Source organism: Francisella philomiragia subsp. philomiragia ATCC 25015, from assembly GCF_000156715.1.
Classification (GTDB): Bacteria; Pseudomonadota; Gammaproteobacteria; order Francisellales; family Francisellaceae; genus Francisella; species Francisella philomiragia.
In genome coordinates, this window is the sequence record NZ_DS999311.1 from 187861 (window position 1) to 203921 (window position 16061).

Genomic DNA, 16061 nt, shown 5'->3' on the forward strand with positions numbered 1-16061 from the left:
GATTATATCACTTTTATTGACAAAATTTCAAAACTAGAGATTATTTATTAGATTTTTCGACCGCTGCATGAATATACGATTCAAATAATTTATGCCCATATCTAGGAGTAGATGTAAATTCTGGATGAGCTTGACAAGCTATAAACCATTTGTGTTCAGGAATTTCTATTAGCTCCATTAGTTTATTATCTTCAGATCTTCCTGAGAAAATTAAACCTGCATCTTCTAAACGATCAACATAGTTATTATTAACCTCATATCTATGACGATGTCTCTCAATTACCTCATCTGCTTGATAAATTTCTCTAGCACGAGAACCTGCTTTTAATACACATTTATATCCACCTAGACGCATTGTACCACCTAAGTCTGAGTCATGTGTTCTTTGATGTATAGTACCATCCTCTGCTTGCCACTCCGTTATTAGGCCTATGACTGGATTAGTAGTTGATGGATTTAGCTCACTCGAGTGCGCATCTTGTATACCTAATACATTTCTAGCATATTCTACAACTGCTAACTGCATTCCCAAACAAATACCTAAGAAAGGAATCTGATTTTCTCTAGCATATTTAATTGATGCTATTTTACCCTCAACTCCTCTACTCCCAAAACCACCTGGAACTAAAATGGCATCAGCATCATTAAAGAATGACTCTACATTAGTGTCATTAACCTCTTCAGAGTCAACAAATTTTATTTTGACCTTAACACCATTCTTATACCCTGCATTATAAAGAGCTTCATTTAAAGACTTATATGCCTCTGTTAGAGAAACATATTTACCAACCATTGCAATTGTTACTTCACCCTTGGTGCTTCTGATAGTATTTACAACATTTTGCCATTCGGATAGATCAGCTTCTTTTGTATTTAAATTCAAAAGTTCTACAAGTTTTGCATCAAAACCTTGTTGATTATATCTAAGAGGTACCTCATAAATTGTATCAACATCTTCAGCTGTGAATATACAGTCTTGATCAACATTTGTGAAAAGAGCAATTTTACGTTTCTCACTATCATCAAATCTTTTCTCACAACGACATACCAAAACATCCGCTTGAATTCCAATACCTCTTAATTCTTTGACAGAATGCTGTGTTGGCTTTGTCTTTAATTCTCCAGCAACTCTTATGTACGGTAGCAAAGTTAAATGTACAAATAATGTTCTATTTCTACCAAGCTCAATTCTTAGTTGTCTTATTGCCTCCAAAAATGGCTGAGACTCTATATCTCCAACAGTTCCACCAATCTCAACAATTGCCACATCAACATCTTCAGCAATCCCTTCACATACTCGTCTTTTTATCTCATCTGTAATATGCGGTATTACCTGTATAGTAGCTCCAAGATAGTCTCCCTTACGTTCTCTTCTTAGAACACTTTGATAAACTTTACCCGTTGTAAAGTTGCTTGCTTGAGTCATTTTATTACGAATAAAACGCTCATAGTGACCCAAGTCAAGATCAGTTTCTGCTCCATCTTCGGTTACAAAAACTTCACCATGTTGTAGTGGACTCATAGTACCTGGATCAACATTTATATACGGATCGAGCTTCATCATAGTCACATTTAAGCCACGACTTTCTAAAAGAGTTGCCAAAGAGGCTGCGGTTACGCCTTTACCCAATGATGATACAACACCACCAGTCACAAAAATAATTTTAGTATTAGGATTCATTTGAACACATGAAAATATAAAAAATCATGGAACACAATAATAACATTTTTAGAGGCATGTTGCTATTTGAAAATATGACAATCTTTGTTAATTTTTATACCTACTTTTTATCAAATACTGATAATCTAAATAAACACTCATAATAAAATTATTCCATAGATGAGAAGTCAAAAAAAAATACAAATGCCTGATACTTTAGTAATACTATTCTGTATCGCGATCCTCGTAGCTATCACAAGCTATTTCATACCAGTTGGCAAGTTTGATGTAAAAAAAATTCAATACTCTTCAGATGGTCAAACATATTCTAGAAATGTATTAGTTGCTGATAGCTTTCAATATAAATTAGATTCTCAAGGTAATCCAGAAACATCTCCTGTCAAAGTCTTTGCAACTGAAAATAGTCAAAGTCGAGGTTTTACTAATTTTATATATGATGGTATAACTTCAGGCTCAAAAGATGGTGGTGCTGTTGCAATTATAGCTTTCTTATTAATTATAGGAGGCTCTTTCGGAGTTCTTCTTAAAACAAAAGTTATTGATCAATCAATTCTCAGAGTAGTGAATAAATTCCAAAATAACAAAATCATTCTACTACCCGTTTTATGTTTTATTTTTTCTTTAGGTGGCGCTGTATTTGGTATGGGAGAGGAAACGATTCCTTTTATAATGTTGCTTGTGCCAATTTTTGTACTTATTGGGTTTGACGCTCTGACTTGCACTGTGGTTATCTACTTAGCAACTCAAATTGGGTTTGCAACTTCTTGGATGAACCCTTTCTCAGTTAGTATTGCTCAAGGAATTGCAGAAATTCCAATATTATCAGGTAGCCTTTTTAGAATTATTATGTGGTTTATATTTACTCTATCTATAAGTATTTTTGCAATCATCTATGCACTAAAAATACAAAAGAAACCTCAATCCTCACCTATGTATATTTATGATAATTTCTATAGAAATTCTGATGAACATAGTTTAGAGCAAACACAAAAAATGTGTATATACTCATGGTTAATACTCTTGAGTTTAATCGCTACGATAATATGGCTAGTGTATGGCGTAGTAGAGCTAGGCTATTATATCCCAGAAATTGCGACACTTTTTACAATACTAGGACTATTAACTGGACTGTTTGCTATAGTTGGTAAAGTAAATGGCATGAACTTAAGCATTGCTATTGATGCTTTCAAAAATGGTGCCAAAGATCTTTTGCCTGTCTGTTTAATCATTGGTTTTGCTTATGGTCTGATATATCTTATGGGAGGCTCTAATCCTCAAGATTACACAATGCTAAACACTATATTACACTATGCTTCAGAAGCCATCTCAGGCACCAATGAATATGTATCTGCTATAGGGATGTTTTTCTTCCAATCGATATTTAATTTCTTTGTCACATCTGGCTCAGGTCAAGCAGCTCTTACCATGCCAATTATGTCACCATTAGCAGACCTAACGGGCCTAAGTAGGCAAATTGCTGTCTTAGCATTCCAACTTGGTGATGGCTGGACACATTGCTTAATGCCTACATCAGCTACACTTATGGCTGTGCTTGGTGTTGCTAGGATACCTTATGGGCTATGGCTAAAATTCATCTTTAAATTCTATCTCTATCTAATGACTTTAAGTACTATTATGATAATTATAGCTGTGTATATAGGGTACAAATAAAGCTACAACCATATAAATATTTATTCACTATAGCCGCGATAAAATCCTTGATGTCAAATATTAATTTGATAAAATGAATAAATATTCAAAATAATTGGTAATTAAAATGTCTATTTCATATCAAAAAGTTGCAAGTCATGAAGCAAAAAAAGGTGATTTTACACGTTGTCTTCTATTATACTCAGGTGGTCTTGACACATCAGTCATGCTCAAATGGATTCAAGAGGAATATGGTGTTGAAGTTGTTGCTTTAACTATAGATATTGGTCAAGTTGCTGATAATCTAGAACAAATAAAACAAAAAGCTATCAACTTAGGTGCGATAGATGCTGTGGTATATGATGCCAAAGATCGTTTTGCAGATGAGGTTATAAGCAAAGCTATTAAAGCAAATGCTGATTATCAAGGTGGTTATGCTCTTTCAACTCCTCTTGGCAGAGTTATTATTTCAGAAATAGCTGTTGAAGTAGCTAAGAAATATGATTGCCAAGTGGTTGCCCATGGCTGTACGGGCAAAGGCAATGATCAAATTCGTTTTGAAAGCTATCTAACAACATTAGATGATAATATAAAAACAATCGCCCCTGTTAGAGAATGGGGAATGGGAAGAGAACAAGAATTAGAATATGCCGAAAAACATGGTATTCCAGTTAAGCAACAAAAAGACAAGCCATACTCATATGATGAAAATATGTGGGGTAATACCGCAGAAGGTGGCGAAATAGAACATTCAAATTTAATTGCTCCTAAAGAGGCTATCTTACAATGGTGTAAGACTCCCGAAAATGCCCTTGATAAACCACAAAATATTACCCTAGAGTTTGTCGAAGGTATACCAACCAAGCTAGATGGAAAAGCTATGCCTTTAGCAGAGCTAATAATGCAATCTAATAAAATAGGTGGCGAACATGGTGTTGGGGTATTTAACCTTATTGAAGATAGATTGATTGGTCTAAAAGTTAGAGGTATTTATGAAAACCCAGGTGCTAGCATTATAATAGCTGCTCACAAAAAGCTTGAGCAACTTGTTTCTACCCGTCAGGAAAATGAGCTAAAAACATTTATGGACAACAAATGGGCTTACCTTGCTTACGCTGCTGAATGGTATAACCCTGTTATGAATAATATTCTTGCATTTATCGAAGAGCAAAATAAAAAAGTAACAGGAAAAGTGACTGTATCTTTATATAAAGGTAATATAGAAGTAGTAGCCGTCGAATCACCATTTTCTATGCTAAAACCTGAGTTAGCAACTTTTGAAGCTGGTGGCGATTTATTTAATCATAATGCTTCTGCCGGATTTATAGAACTTCATAGCTTAGCTCAACGTACAGCATATTCAATAATGAAAAATAAGAAATAATATTATGAGCAAAAAACTTTGGCAAACAGAAACAGATAAGCTCTTACCTATAGTTGAAAAATATACTGTAGGTCAAGACTATATACTTGATCAGAAACTATTAAAATACGATCTACAAGCTAGTTTAGCTCATGCAAAAATGCTTTATAAGATGAAAGTCATTACTAAAGATGAACTTAATCTTCTCAAAAAAGGATTACAAGAAATACAAGAGCTCCTATCTAACAATGAATTTAGAATAACTCAAGATCAAGAAGATGGTCATACTGCAATTGAACAGTATTTATGTACGCATTATGGTGAAGTTGGCAAAAAGATACACACAGGTAGAAGTAGAAATGATCAGTCATTAGTGATGCTACGTCTTTTCATGATAGATAAGATTCAATTCTTAGAAAAAACTATTCAAGAGAATATCTACACTCTTCGCTCTAAAGCTAGTAAATTCAAAAACATACCCATGCCTGGCTATACGCACATGCAAAAAGCAATGCCAACTACGGTTGCAACTTGGTTGGGTTCTTTTGCTGATGCGCTAGCAGACACTCTATTATTAATATCAGCTACTAGCAAAGTTATTAACCAAAACCCCCTAGGATCAGCATCAGGATTTGGTATCAGCAACTTCAAACATGATAAAGAATATACTACCGAACTACTTGGCTTTAATAGAACACAAGACAACCCTATTTATTGTGCATTCTCTAGAGGATATTTTGAAAAGCTGGCACTACAAACATTCTCAAACCCTATAAGCATCTACTCAAGATTTGCTAATGATATGATGTTATTTACAATGGCAGAATTTGATTACTTTAGTCTAAGCAACTCATATACGACAGGGTCATCAATTATGCCTCAAAAGCGTAATTATGATTTATTTGAAATTATGAGAGGCAATGCAAAACTGTATCAAGGTTACCTCCAACAAATCACGTCTATAATTGATAGTGTCCCTAGTGGTTATAATCGTGACTACCAACTAACAAAACTACCATTCTTTGAAGCTATAACTCTAATCGAAGATACCGCTTTATTATTTAACTCAACAATCAAGGATTTGAATGTTCATATAGATAAGCTAGAGCAAGCGATGACCCCTGACTTGTATGCTACCGAAGAAGTATATAAATTAGTAGAACAAGGTCTGTCTTTCCGTGATGCTTATGTAGCTATCAAACTTAAACTAAATAAATAATTCTAGTATTTTTGCAAAAAATAGATATATTCTTCTGAAAAGCTTATAATTGCGATATCTCAATATCGTTAAAATAACGAAAGCTGAAGTTAGTTTATTTAAGGAAAATTTATGGATAAATCTGATATTTATAACGATTTAAGACAGCTCATTCTTAGCAAAGAATTTTCTTCTCAGAACGATATCTGTGATACTTTGGAGGGCTTAGGCTATAGTGCTAGCCAGTCAAAAGTTAATAGAATGCTCAAAAAAATTGGTGCCGTTAAAGTCAAAAATGAAAAAAGCACTCTAGTATATAGAATACCTAATGAGCCAGCTCCTCCGATAATGACTGATAATATTTCATCATTAGTTATCAAAATTGACGCAAATGAAGCTGTTGTAGTAATAGATACTGCTCCAGGTGCTGCACAATTAGTTGCTAGAACTTTAGACTACAACAAAAATAGCTTTGAAATAATCGGTATAGTAGCTGGAGATGATACAATTTTTGTTGCTCCATCATCAATCAAAAATATTAAAAAACTAAAAACAAACATAGAAAACTTCTTATTTTCAAAGTTTTAGATTTTTTAATATATTTATAGTTTCAATAAGAGTTTCTCTGTCTATAGTTAGTGGTGGCAATAAACGAATAGTATTATTTCTAGTTTTTACAGCAAGTATTCCTAGATTTAAAAGTTCTTGATAAAAGCTCTCAAAATATTGCGGATATATTTGCAAAGCAATAAATAAGCCTTTTGCTCTTATTTCTTGGATATATTTAGAATTTATTTTTTTTAACTGATCTACAAATAAGCTTCCTAAAACTCCTGCTCTATCAGCTAAAGCCTCTTCATCCAAAATATTAAGAGCCTTATACGCCACCGCAGAAGCCAATGGATTCCCTCCAAAAGTACTACCATGATCGCCAGGGTGTAACACTTCCATAAGATCTTCTTTGCCTAGAAATAGTGAAATAGGTAAAACTCCTCCTCCCAAAGATTTCCCCAATGTCATCCCATCAGGATCTAAACCATAATGCTCTTTAGCAAAATTTTTGCCAGTACGCCCCATACCTGTTTGTATCTCATCTAGAATAAACAACACATTATTCTTTTTGCAAATTTCTTGGCACTTATACAAATACTCCTCATCTGGAATAATCACTCCACCCTCACCTTGGATAGGCTCAATAATTATTGCTGCTGTATTTTTTGTAATAGCTTTTTCAAGGGCATCTAAGTCATTATAAGGTATTGAGATAAAACCTTGAGGCATTGGACCAAACTTATCTTTATACACATGATTCGATGATGTCCCTATTGCCGTTATTGTTCTACCATGAAAGCTATTATCAAACGTTATTATCTCTACCAAACCATCTGGAATCTGCTTTTTTACATATCCCCACTTTCTAGCTACTTTTATTGCCGTTTCTATGGCTTCAGCACCGCTATTCATAACTATAGCCTTATCCATATTTGTTAGCTCACAAGCTTTTTTTAATAAATTTGCCAACGGCTCATTGTGAAAAAGTCTTGGCACAACTGAAATTTTATTCACTTGCTCAAACAGAGCTGACAAAATTTTAGGGTTATTATGTCCAAAATTTACAGATGAAATACCTGTTGCCATATCAATATATTTTTTACCCAAACCATCATATACGTAAGCATTTTCCCCTTTAACTATATTTATAGGCATGGATGCTACTATATTTGCACCATACTGCTTTGTAATATCAATAACTGCTTTCATAACTTTCTCCCCCATAATAAATGAATAAATAAACACAAATTAACCTTTATTGTAAATTTTTATTCTTTTTTGGTAAATAATTATTCACAGCAAGTTTTTAAAATGTTACAGTGTTCATCAAATATTATTAGTTGTGGATAAATAATGATTTCGAAAATATGCATAGCTGGAATAAATGGTTACACCGGACAGCTTCTTAAAGAATTAATAAGTAAACACCCAAATTTTGAATTAGCTGGGAGCTTAGGAATATCTAAGCAAGAAAATAAAGAATACACATATTCTTTGGATGAATTAAGTGCTGAAAACTTCGATGTGGATTTTTTATTATTAGCTACACCAGCAGAGATTTCTATAAAGATACTACAAAAACTCTATGAGAAGAATATAAAAACAAAGGTCTTAGATTTAAGCGGAGCTTTTAGACTAGATAAAGGTTTATTAGTATCTTGGTATGGATTATCTCACTCTATTGAAGGAATAGAACAAGGTGCAAAATATGGACTTTCCCCATATGTTAAATTTACTCAGCAAGATACTATAATAGCGAACCCTGGATGCTATGCGACATGCGCATTATTATCACTACTTCCCCTATTAAAGCATAATCTAATAAAACCCAACAATATAATTATAGATGCCAAATCAGGAGTCTCTGGAGCAGGGAAAAAACCAAGACAAGATTTAATGTTCTCAGAGATGCTTAACAACTTTTTTCCATATAAGATTGGTAAACATCAACATATTCCTGAGATTCTAAAAGCTTTAACAGAGTTTGATATTAAAGAAGATGAGCTTTATTTCAACACAAGTATGTTACCGATTCATTCTGGCATTGCGATGACAATTTATGCTGATTTAAATTTAGAATCTACAACTTCAGAAGAGAATATTAGTGATTTAGTTAGTGATGCTTATAACAAAGAATATGCTGAGTACCCTTTATTTAAATTCATTGATATAGCAGCAGAGACAGATAGTACAGAAGTATCATCATTTTTATCAATTAAAGGTATCGTTGGCACACCCAACACTCATTTAGGATTTTCGATTAAAAATAATAAAATCATAGTTTTTTCTTTTATAGACAATTTATTTAAAGGCGCTGTTACTCAAGCAATTGAGAATTTAAACAATTATTACGGGCTTCCTATAACCACAGGATTATAAAAAAGGAGATAGATATGGAGAGCTTATTTAGAACAAAATTACCAAAAGGATTTTTAGCAGGTGGTGTAAATTGTGGTGTTAGGCTCTATCGTCCAGATCTAGGAGTTATAATTTCAGAAAAAAACTGTAAAGCTGTAGGAGTTTTTACAAAAAACAAATGTAAAGCCGCACCAGTTAAATATTGCATGAATTTGTTACCAGCAGATAATATCAAAGCGATCATTACAAATAGTGGTCAAGCCAATGCCGCTACAGGAGAAATAGGCGATCAACACAACCAGCAAGTAGTTGATAGTTTAGCGACAGAACTAAACTGTTCATCTGAGCAAGTCTTGATCGCTTCAACAGGTGTTATTGGTCAGCAAATATCTATTGATAAAATAACATCTGCTATACCAAAACTAATAAACAGCGTATCGAATATTGCTGATAAATTTGCAATCTCAATACTAACAACAGACCTATTACCTAAATCTGTCTATAAGAAAATACAGCTATCCACAGGGGAAATCACAATTACTGGAATTTGCAAAGGTTCTGGAATGATAAACCCAAATATGGCAACAATGCTTGGATATTTTCTCACAGATGCTGATATAGATATTCGTTTAGCTCAAGAAATCCTTAGAGAGTCAAGTGATAACAGTTTCAATATGATCTCAGTAGATGGTGATATGTCTACTAATGATTGTGTATTTATGCTGGCAAATGGCGTAAGTGGTATTGAGGTTTCATCTAATGAAGATATAAATATATTTAAAGAAGCATTACATGAAATAGCTGTGATTTTAGCTAAAAGCATAGCTCGTGATGGCGAAGGAGCAACCAAGCTTATCGAGGCAAAAGTTACAGGTCTAAACGATGAAACACTTTCCAAAGAGTTAGCAAAGAAAATAATCTCTAGCTCTTTAGTCAAAACAGCCATATATGGCGAATCTCCAAATTGGGGAAGAGTTTTAGCAAAAATTGGCGAAGTTGATATAGATGAGCAAACTCTAGAAAGTTGTCAGATATTTATGCAAGGACAAAAAATCTTCGCAAATGGTCTACCTGTTTCAGATGATTTAACAAATCTTAAAAATGCCATGAAAGAAGATACTGTAACCATTGATGTTACATTTTCTCAAGGAAACCAACAAGCAATAGCATGGGGCTGTGATCTAACTCAGCAATATGTAAATATAAATGCGGATTATTTATCATGAAAGAATTAGCAAATAAAAGAATCTTAATAAAACTAGGTGGCTCAGTACTTGAAGATGAAAAAGTGATGAAAAACCTATGTATTGATATAAAAAACCTAAAAGAAGCTGGGGCAGAAATAATCATTGTCCACGGTGGTGGTAAATTTATAACCAAGTGTCTAGAAAAGCACAATGTTCAAACAAAATTTCTAGATGGTTTTAGAGTTACTCCAAAAGAACATATGGAGATAATTCAGATGGCTCTATACAGAGTTAACAAAAAGCTCTCGCAAATGTTTAGTAGTATCAATTTAGATGGTATTAGCATATCTGGTGAGGATAGTAACTTAATTACTTGTAGCCTAATCGATAAAGATAAATATGGCTATGTCGGTTTAGTCAAAGATGTTGATCCTACAGTTATTCTAAAAGCTCTACCTCAAGGGCTAATACCTATAGTTGCAACGATTTGTCTTACTGATAAATTTGAGTCAGTAAATGTCAATGCAGATAATGTTGCATCAGAGCTAGCTATTATTTGTGATGTCGATGAGCTTATCTATATAACTGATCAAAATGGTGTACTTGATAATAATGGTAATTTAATCAAAAGCCTATCTGTAAAAGATATTTCAAAACTAATTGAAAATAAAACAGCTGTTGGTGGAATGAGTATCAAGCTTGACTCAATAAAAAACTTTTTAAATTGCTCAAAGAAAACCATCAGCATACTAAATGGTAATCAAGAGCAAATTTTAACCAAAAAAATATTATTTAATGCAGAAGAACTAGGAACAACTTGTGTATTTGGAGGAGGAATATGAAAAACCTATCTTTTAATCATCTACTTTCAGGGGCAGAAATAACAACTAAGGATTTTGAAAATATAATTCAAATAGCCCAAGATATGAAAACTAACCCTCAAAAATATAACAATGCCTTAAAAGATAAGATAATTGCACTGATTTTTGATAAACCATCTCTTAGAACTCGTTTTAGTTTTTCTGCTGCTATTATCGAGATGGGTGGTAATCTAATCGAGAGCGTCTCTGCCTCTAGAAAAAATGAACAGCCTAAAGATTTTATTAGAGTTATACAAAACTATTGTTCTGCCGTTGTTATTAGAACTTTCGCTGATAGCGATGTTGAGGAAATGGTTTCTTACTCTAAAGTTCCAATTATAAATGCCTTGACAGATTTATATCATCCTTGTCAAACATTAGCAGACTTACTAACATTAAAAGAAGTTTTTGGTAGTTTAGACTCCCTAAAAATAGCTTATATAGGTGATTCTAACAATATCTTATACAGTTTGTTATTATTAGCTAATACTATCGGCTTAGAGGTACACTACGCTTGTCCAAAAGGTCATAAACCAGATCAAAAGATTTTAGATCAACTTCAAGATCTAAGTATTGTTAAATGTTTTGATGACCCTAAAGAAGCTGTCAAAGGATGTGATGCTGTATATACTGATGTTTGGTGTAGCATGGGCTTTGAACCAACAGCAGAAGATGCTTTTGCAGGATTTCAGGTAAATAAAGAGCTAATGTCATATGCAAATGATAATGCTATCTTTATGCATTGTATGCCTATGGAAAGAGGCAAAGAAGTTAGCGAAGATCTCCCAGATGATAAATGTTCTGCTATCTTCCAACAAAGTTTAAATAGAAAATTTGTGCAAAAAGCACTTTTATATATGATATTGGGAAATATTAAAACGAATTAAAAAGATATACTTCTAAAGAAGACAATTTAGAAAAAAGAATAAAAGAAATACTATTTTATATATTTATTCACAAGCTTAACAAAAGCCATTGGATCTTCTATCTTAGCACCTTCAACAAACATCGCCTGAAGAAGTAAAAGCTCAGATAAATCAGCAAATATTTCTGTATCTGCTTCATTTTTAAGCTTTTGAACTAAATTATGTTCTGCATTAAGCTCTAAGATAGGCTTCATACCCATACCAGGCATAAATCCTTGACCAGCTTCTTCCATCATCTTCTGCATGTGTAGACTCATACCATAGTCATTTACAACCACACAGCTTGGAGAATCTGTCAAACGCTTAGACAAGCGTACATCTTCAACCTTATCTTTTAGAACTTCTTTAATTTCTTTTAAAACTTTCTCAAAGTCTTTCGCTTCTTTCTCAAATTTCTCTTTGTTCTCTGGAGTCTCAAATTTATCAAGATCGATATCACCTTTAATAATAGACTTCATATGCTTACCATCAAACTCAGTCAAAGTAGACATCATCCATTCATCGATTCTATCTGTCATCAAGATAACTTCAATACCTTTCTTCTTGAATGCTTCAAGTTGCGGATTATTTACAGCAGCCTTATAACTATCTGATGTAATATAGTAGATAGTATCTTGCCCCTCTTTCATGCGAGAGATATAGTCTGCTAAAGAAACTGTTTGCTTAGCATCACCACTTTCAGTAGTCGCAAATCTTAATAAGCCCGCGATCTTTTCTTTGTTTGAGTAATCATCAGAAACACCTTCTTTCAACACCTGACCAAAACTATCCCAGAACTTTTGATATTTTTCTGTATCTTTACTAGCTAGCTTCTTAAGTTCGCTTAGGATTTTAGTCGTTATTGCTTTTTTAATCTTATCAATAACTTTATTATGCTGTAATATCTCACGTGATACATTAAGTGGTAAATCAGCAGAATCAATCACACCCTTAACAAATCTTAAATATGGAGGTAATAATTCCTTATTCTCCATAATAAAGACTCTACGTACATACAGTGATAGACCATAGTCTTTATCTCTGTTCCAGAAATCAAAAGGTTTATTTTGTGGAATATAAAGTAGGCTATTATATTCAAGATTACCTTCAACCTTATTATGTATCCACATTAAAGCATCGGCAAAATCATGGGAAATATACTTATAGAACTCTTGATATTCCTCATCAGTCACTTCATCTTTTGATCTTAGCCATATAGCCTTAGTATTATTTACTGTTTCATACTCATCTTTGATAATTTGTTTACCATCTTTATCATGCTCAACTTTCTTCATTTGAATTTGCGTATTGATACAATCTGAGTATTTATTAACCAAACCTTTTAATAAATGATAATCTAGTAGATCTAACTGATCTTCTTTAATATGAAGAGTTATTTCTGTACCACGCTTCTCTTTTGTAATAGTCTCAACTGTGAAACCATTTTGAGCATCAGAAACCCATTTAGTAGCTTGAGATTTATCTTGCCCTGCTTTCCTAGTTCTAACTGTAACTTTATCAGCAACAATAAATGATGAATAAAAACCAACACCAAACTGACCTATCAACTCGTTATCTTTACTCTTGTCGCCAGTTAGACTTTCTAAAAACTTCTTCGTTCCAGACTTTGCAATTGTACCAAGGTTTTCAATAACTTCTTCTTCAGTCATACCAATACCATTATCACTAACAGTAATTGTTTTTGCATCTTTATCAAAATCAATTCTAATAGCATAATCAGTATCATCTTCATTCAAAGCTGCATTTGAGATACTCTCATATCTTAGCTTTTCTATAGCATCAGAACTATTAGATACAAGCTCTCTTAAGAATATCTCACGATTTGAATATAATGAATGAATCACAAGATGAAGTAATTTATCAACTTCTGTTTCAAATGTATATTTTTTCTCTGACATTTATATAACCCTCTTTTGTTATACTTTTTCAAATAACTTTATGACAAGTATGTATATGAGAGTTATTACTATTTTTTCAAGATTTTTTAGCATATAAAAATGCATTTTTAGATAATTATTCTACTTTTTGTTTATTTTTAGCAGTTAATTCTCTTTCTTGACGTATTTCATCAATAAAAGCACCTCCAATCAAACCACTTGGAATAGCAAAAACTCCAATTCCCAACATAGAAACTATTGCTGCTATTAACCTACCTAAGAGTGTAATTGGATACATATCTCCATAACCTACTGTTGTTAGAGTAATAACACCCCACCACAAAGTATTAGATATAGATGAAAAAACCTGAGGTTGAGCTTCATGCTCAGCATAGAACATCAAGATACAAGATATTATCAATATAACAAAAATTAAGCAGTATGAAACCAATAGCTCTAAATAAATTTTCTTAAAAACATTAATCAATCTATTCATTATCGCTGTATTTTGGAAAATTTTGAATACTCGTAGTAATCTCAAAACTATTAACTCATGAGAATTAATACCAAACAACGATAATATTAATGGTAGAAATATAGCTATGAAATCAATAACATTATAAAAGCTAAAAATAAAAACTAACTTTCTACGAGCAATAATTAATCTGATAATATACTCAATAGAGAATATAGCCGAAAATGTTATATTAATGTAATTAAGATAATCAGTATCTCCATAATCGATCTGAGCAATTAGAGTGAAAGAATTTATAACAACAAAAACAATAATTATACTTTGGTAAATTTTTTGTAACATATAACAGCATTTCGAAAACTCTTATATCAAGAGTTTAACAAAATTTTATAATTATTAGTTAAATTTAAAATAGAAATATTTTATTGAGAATGTAAAGTATTGAAAAAATTATTATTCTGCTTCAACAGCTTCTTCGACTTGAGGTCTATCAACCAATTCAATGAAAGCCATAGGAGCTTTATCACCGAATCTATAGCCACACTTAAGAATTCTAGTATAACCACCTGCTCTTTCTGCATAACGAGCACCAAACTCTTCAAAAAGCTTAGTCACAGCTGCTTTGTTTCTTAAGAAATCAAAAGCTTGTCTTCTAAGAGCAACTGATTGTGCTTTAAATTCATTAGAATTTACATCTAATTCATTTCTTAGTTTGAATTCTCTCTTAGCTAATGTTACTAAAGGCTCAACTATTGTTCTTAATTCTTTAGCTTTCGGTAAAGTAGTTTTGATAAGCTCATGGTTAATCAATGATGCTGACATGTTTTTAAACATAGCTTTTCTATGACTACTAGTTCTTCCAAACTTACTACCTTTTTTACGATGTCTCATAGTAATTACTCCTTTATAGTTAATATTATATGATTACTATATGTTATTTTCCTTCAACTAGTTCTCTAAAATTGTCAATCTGAACACCTAGAGATAAGTTATTGTCTATTAAAATTTGCTTGATCTCATTTAAAGATTTTTTACCTAAATTAGGTATCTTCATAAGTTGTGATTCTGAATACTGTACTAAGTCACCAAGATACTTGATGTTTTCAGCTCTCAAACAATTAGATGATCTAACCGTTAACTCTAGGTCATCAATTGGTTTAAGCAATATAGGATCAATATTAGAATCCAACAATGCATCACCTGTTTTACCATTACTAGGTACTCTAAGAGATACAAATACAGATATCTGTTCACAGAAATACTCAAGAGCTTTTGTAACAGCTACTAGTGGCTCGATAGTACCATTTGTTTTCACAAATACTTCTAGAGTTTCATTAGTGCCATTATCAAAGATTTCAAAAGCAACTCTTTTTATTGGATTAAAATCAGAATCTACCGCTATATCTCCTACTTTTTCAAGCTCAGTTGGTAATGCTGAAAGAATTCCAACATTTCTACCTACGCTAACAGTAGCTGTTAAACTAAACTTTCTCTCATTAGTTAGAGTAGCAATAGGTTGATCCTTGTTAATTATTTCAATACCTTGAGTAGTTTTGAAATCACCAGCAGTCACAACGCCAGATTTAGTTACTGATAGTTCTAATTCCACTTTTGATACATTTTTATCAAGTTTTATTGCAACCTTCTTTAAATTAGAAACAATCTCAACAACATCCTCTTTAACATCTTCTAAAGTCGAATATTCATGAAGAACACCATCTATATTAACTTTAATAATAGAAGCACCTGATAATGAAGATAACAAAAATCTTCTAATAGAGTTACCAAGGATATGAGCCATACCTTTTTCTACAGGAGAAACTTGAATTTTATATCCAAAAGCCCCTAACTCTTCTTTAAGCTGTATATTAGGTACAAATTCCTGATTTGAATTATTATTACTCACTAAAAAAATCTCCTTGAAATAAGGCTAT

General features: G+C 32.5%; 14 protein-coding genes. 8 read left to right on the forward strand and 6 right to left on the reverse strand.

What is annotated here, in order from left to right; genetic code table 11:
• Positions 1-40: 40 nt before the first annotated feature.
• On the reverse strand, positions 41-1681 hold the full coding sequence (locus tag FTPG_RS01200; RefSeq protein WP_004286581.1) for a CTP synthase: 1641 nt from the start codon (positions 1679-1681) through the stop codon (positions 41-43).
• A gap of 159 nt (positions 1682-1840) precedes the next feature.
• On the opposite strand from FTPG_RS01200, the gene yfcC reads away from it, so the two are divergent.
• The 4 genes from yfcC to FTPG_RS01220 all read left to right on the forward strand — a co-directional run bounded on the left by yfcC (position 1841) and on the right by FTPG_RS01220 (position 6480).
• The gene (gene yfcC / locus FTPG_RS01205) at positions 1841-3352 is read left to right on the forward strand and encodes a putative basic amino acid antiporter YfcC (protein WP_004286582.1); all 1512 of its coding nucleotides are present in this window, start codon (positions 1841-1843) and stop codon (positions 3350-3352) included.
• Between the two features lie 106 nt (positions 3353-3458).
• Entirely contained in the window at positions 3459-4715 is a 1257-nt protein-coding gene (locus FTPG_RS01210) for an argininosuccinate synthase (RefSeq protein WP_004286583.1), read from the forward strand.
• 4 nt (positions 4716-4719) lie between these two features.
• Positions 4720-5913, forward strand: coding sequence for an argininosuccinate lyase (gene argH, locus FTPG_RS01215; RefSeq protein WP_004286584.1), 1194 nt, complete (start codon positions 4720-4722; stop codon positions 5911-5913).
• Positions 5914-6024: 111 nt separating this feature from the next.
• Complete coding sequence (locus FTPG_RS01220) at positions 6025-6480, forward strand: arginine repressor (protein WP_004286585.1); 456 nt, start codon at positions 6025-6027, stop codon at positions 6478-6480.
• Here FTPG_RS01220 and rocD read toward each other — a convergent pair.
• Positions 6469-7653, reverse strand: coding sequence for an ornithine--oxo-acid transaminase (gene rocD, locus FTPG_RS01225; RefSeq protein ID WP_035722089.1), 1185 nt, complete (start codon positions 7651-7653; stop codon positions 6469-6471). The genes FTPG_RS01220 and rocD overlap by 12 nt on opposite strands.
• A 144-nt stretch (positions 7654-7797) precedes the next feature.
• On the opposite strand from rocD, the gene argC reads away from it, so the two are divergent.
• From argC to argF, 4 genes are read left to right on the forward strand one after another with little or no spacing between them, the layout of a single operon-like run.
• Positions 7798-8823 (forward strand): N-acetyl-gamma-glutamyl-phosphate reductase, encoded by a 1026-nt coding sequence (gene argC / locus FTPG_RS01230; RefSeq protein ID WP_004286587.1) that lies wholly within the window; start codon positions 7798-7800, stop codon positions 8821-8823.
• 14 nt (positions 8824-8837) lie between these two features.
• The gene (gene argJ / locus FTPG_RS01235) at positions 8838-10028 is read left to right on the forward strand and encodes a bifunctional glutamate N-acetyltransferase/amino-acid acetyltransferase ArgJ (protein ID WP_004286588.1); all 1191 of its coding nucleotides are present in this window, start codon (positions 8838-8840) and stop codon (positions 10026-10028) included.
• Positions 10025-10831 carry an acetylglutamate kinase gene (argB, locus tag FTPG_RS01240; protein WP_035722092.1) on the forward strand — a complete coding sequence of 269 codons (807 nt, stop codon included), beginning with the start codon at positions 10025-10027 and terminating at the stop codon, positions 10829-10831. Before argJ ends, argB begins: the two co-directional genes overlap by 4 nt.
• A complete protein-coding gene (gene argF, locus FTPG_RS01245) occupies positions 10828-11736 on the forward strand; it encodes an ornithine carbamoyltransferase (RefSeq protein ID WP_035722095.1) in 909 nt (302 codons plus the stop codon). Before argB ends, argF begins: the two co-directional genes overlap by 4 nt.
• Positions 11737-11786: 50 nt before the next feature.
• On the opposite strand, the gene htpG is transcribed toward argF, so the two are convergent.
• From htpG to FTPG_RS01265, 4 genes are all read right to left on the reverse strand, one after another.
• A complete protein-coding gene (gene htpG / locus FTPG_RS01250) occupies positions 11787-13673 on the reverse strand; it encodes a molecular chaperone HtpG (protein WP_004286590.1) in 1887 nt (628 codons plus the stop codon).
• Positions 13674-13788: 115 nt separating this feature from the next.
• Positions 13789-14469: an ion transporter gene (locus FTPG_RS01255; RefSeq protein WP_004286591.1), complete on the reverse strand. Its 681-nt coding sequence runs from the start codon at positions 14467-14469 to the stop codon at positions 13789-13791.
• Between the two features lie 111 nt (positions 14470-14580).
• A complete protein-coding gene (gene rplQ / locus FTPG_RS01260) occupies positions 14581-15018 on the reverse strand; it encodes a 50S ribosomal protein L17 (protein WP_004286592.1) in 438 nt (145 codons plus the stop codon).
• Positions 15019-15061: 43 nt separating this feature from the next.
• Positions 15062-16033: a DNA-directed RNA polymerase subunit alpha gene (locus FTPG_RS01265; protein ID WP_004286593.1), complete on the reverse strand. Its 972-nt coding sequence runs from the start codon at positions 16031-16033 to the stop codon at positions 15062-15064.
• Positions 16034-16061: the final 28 nt, after the last annotated feature.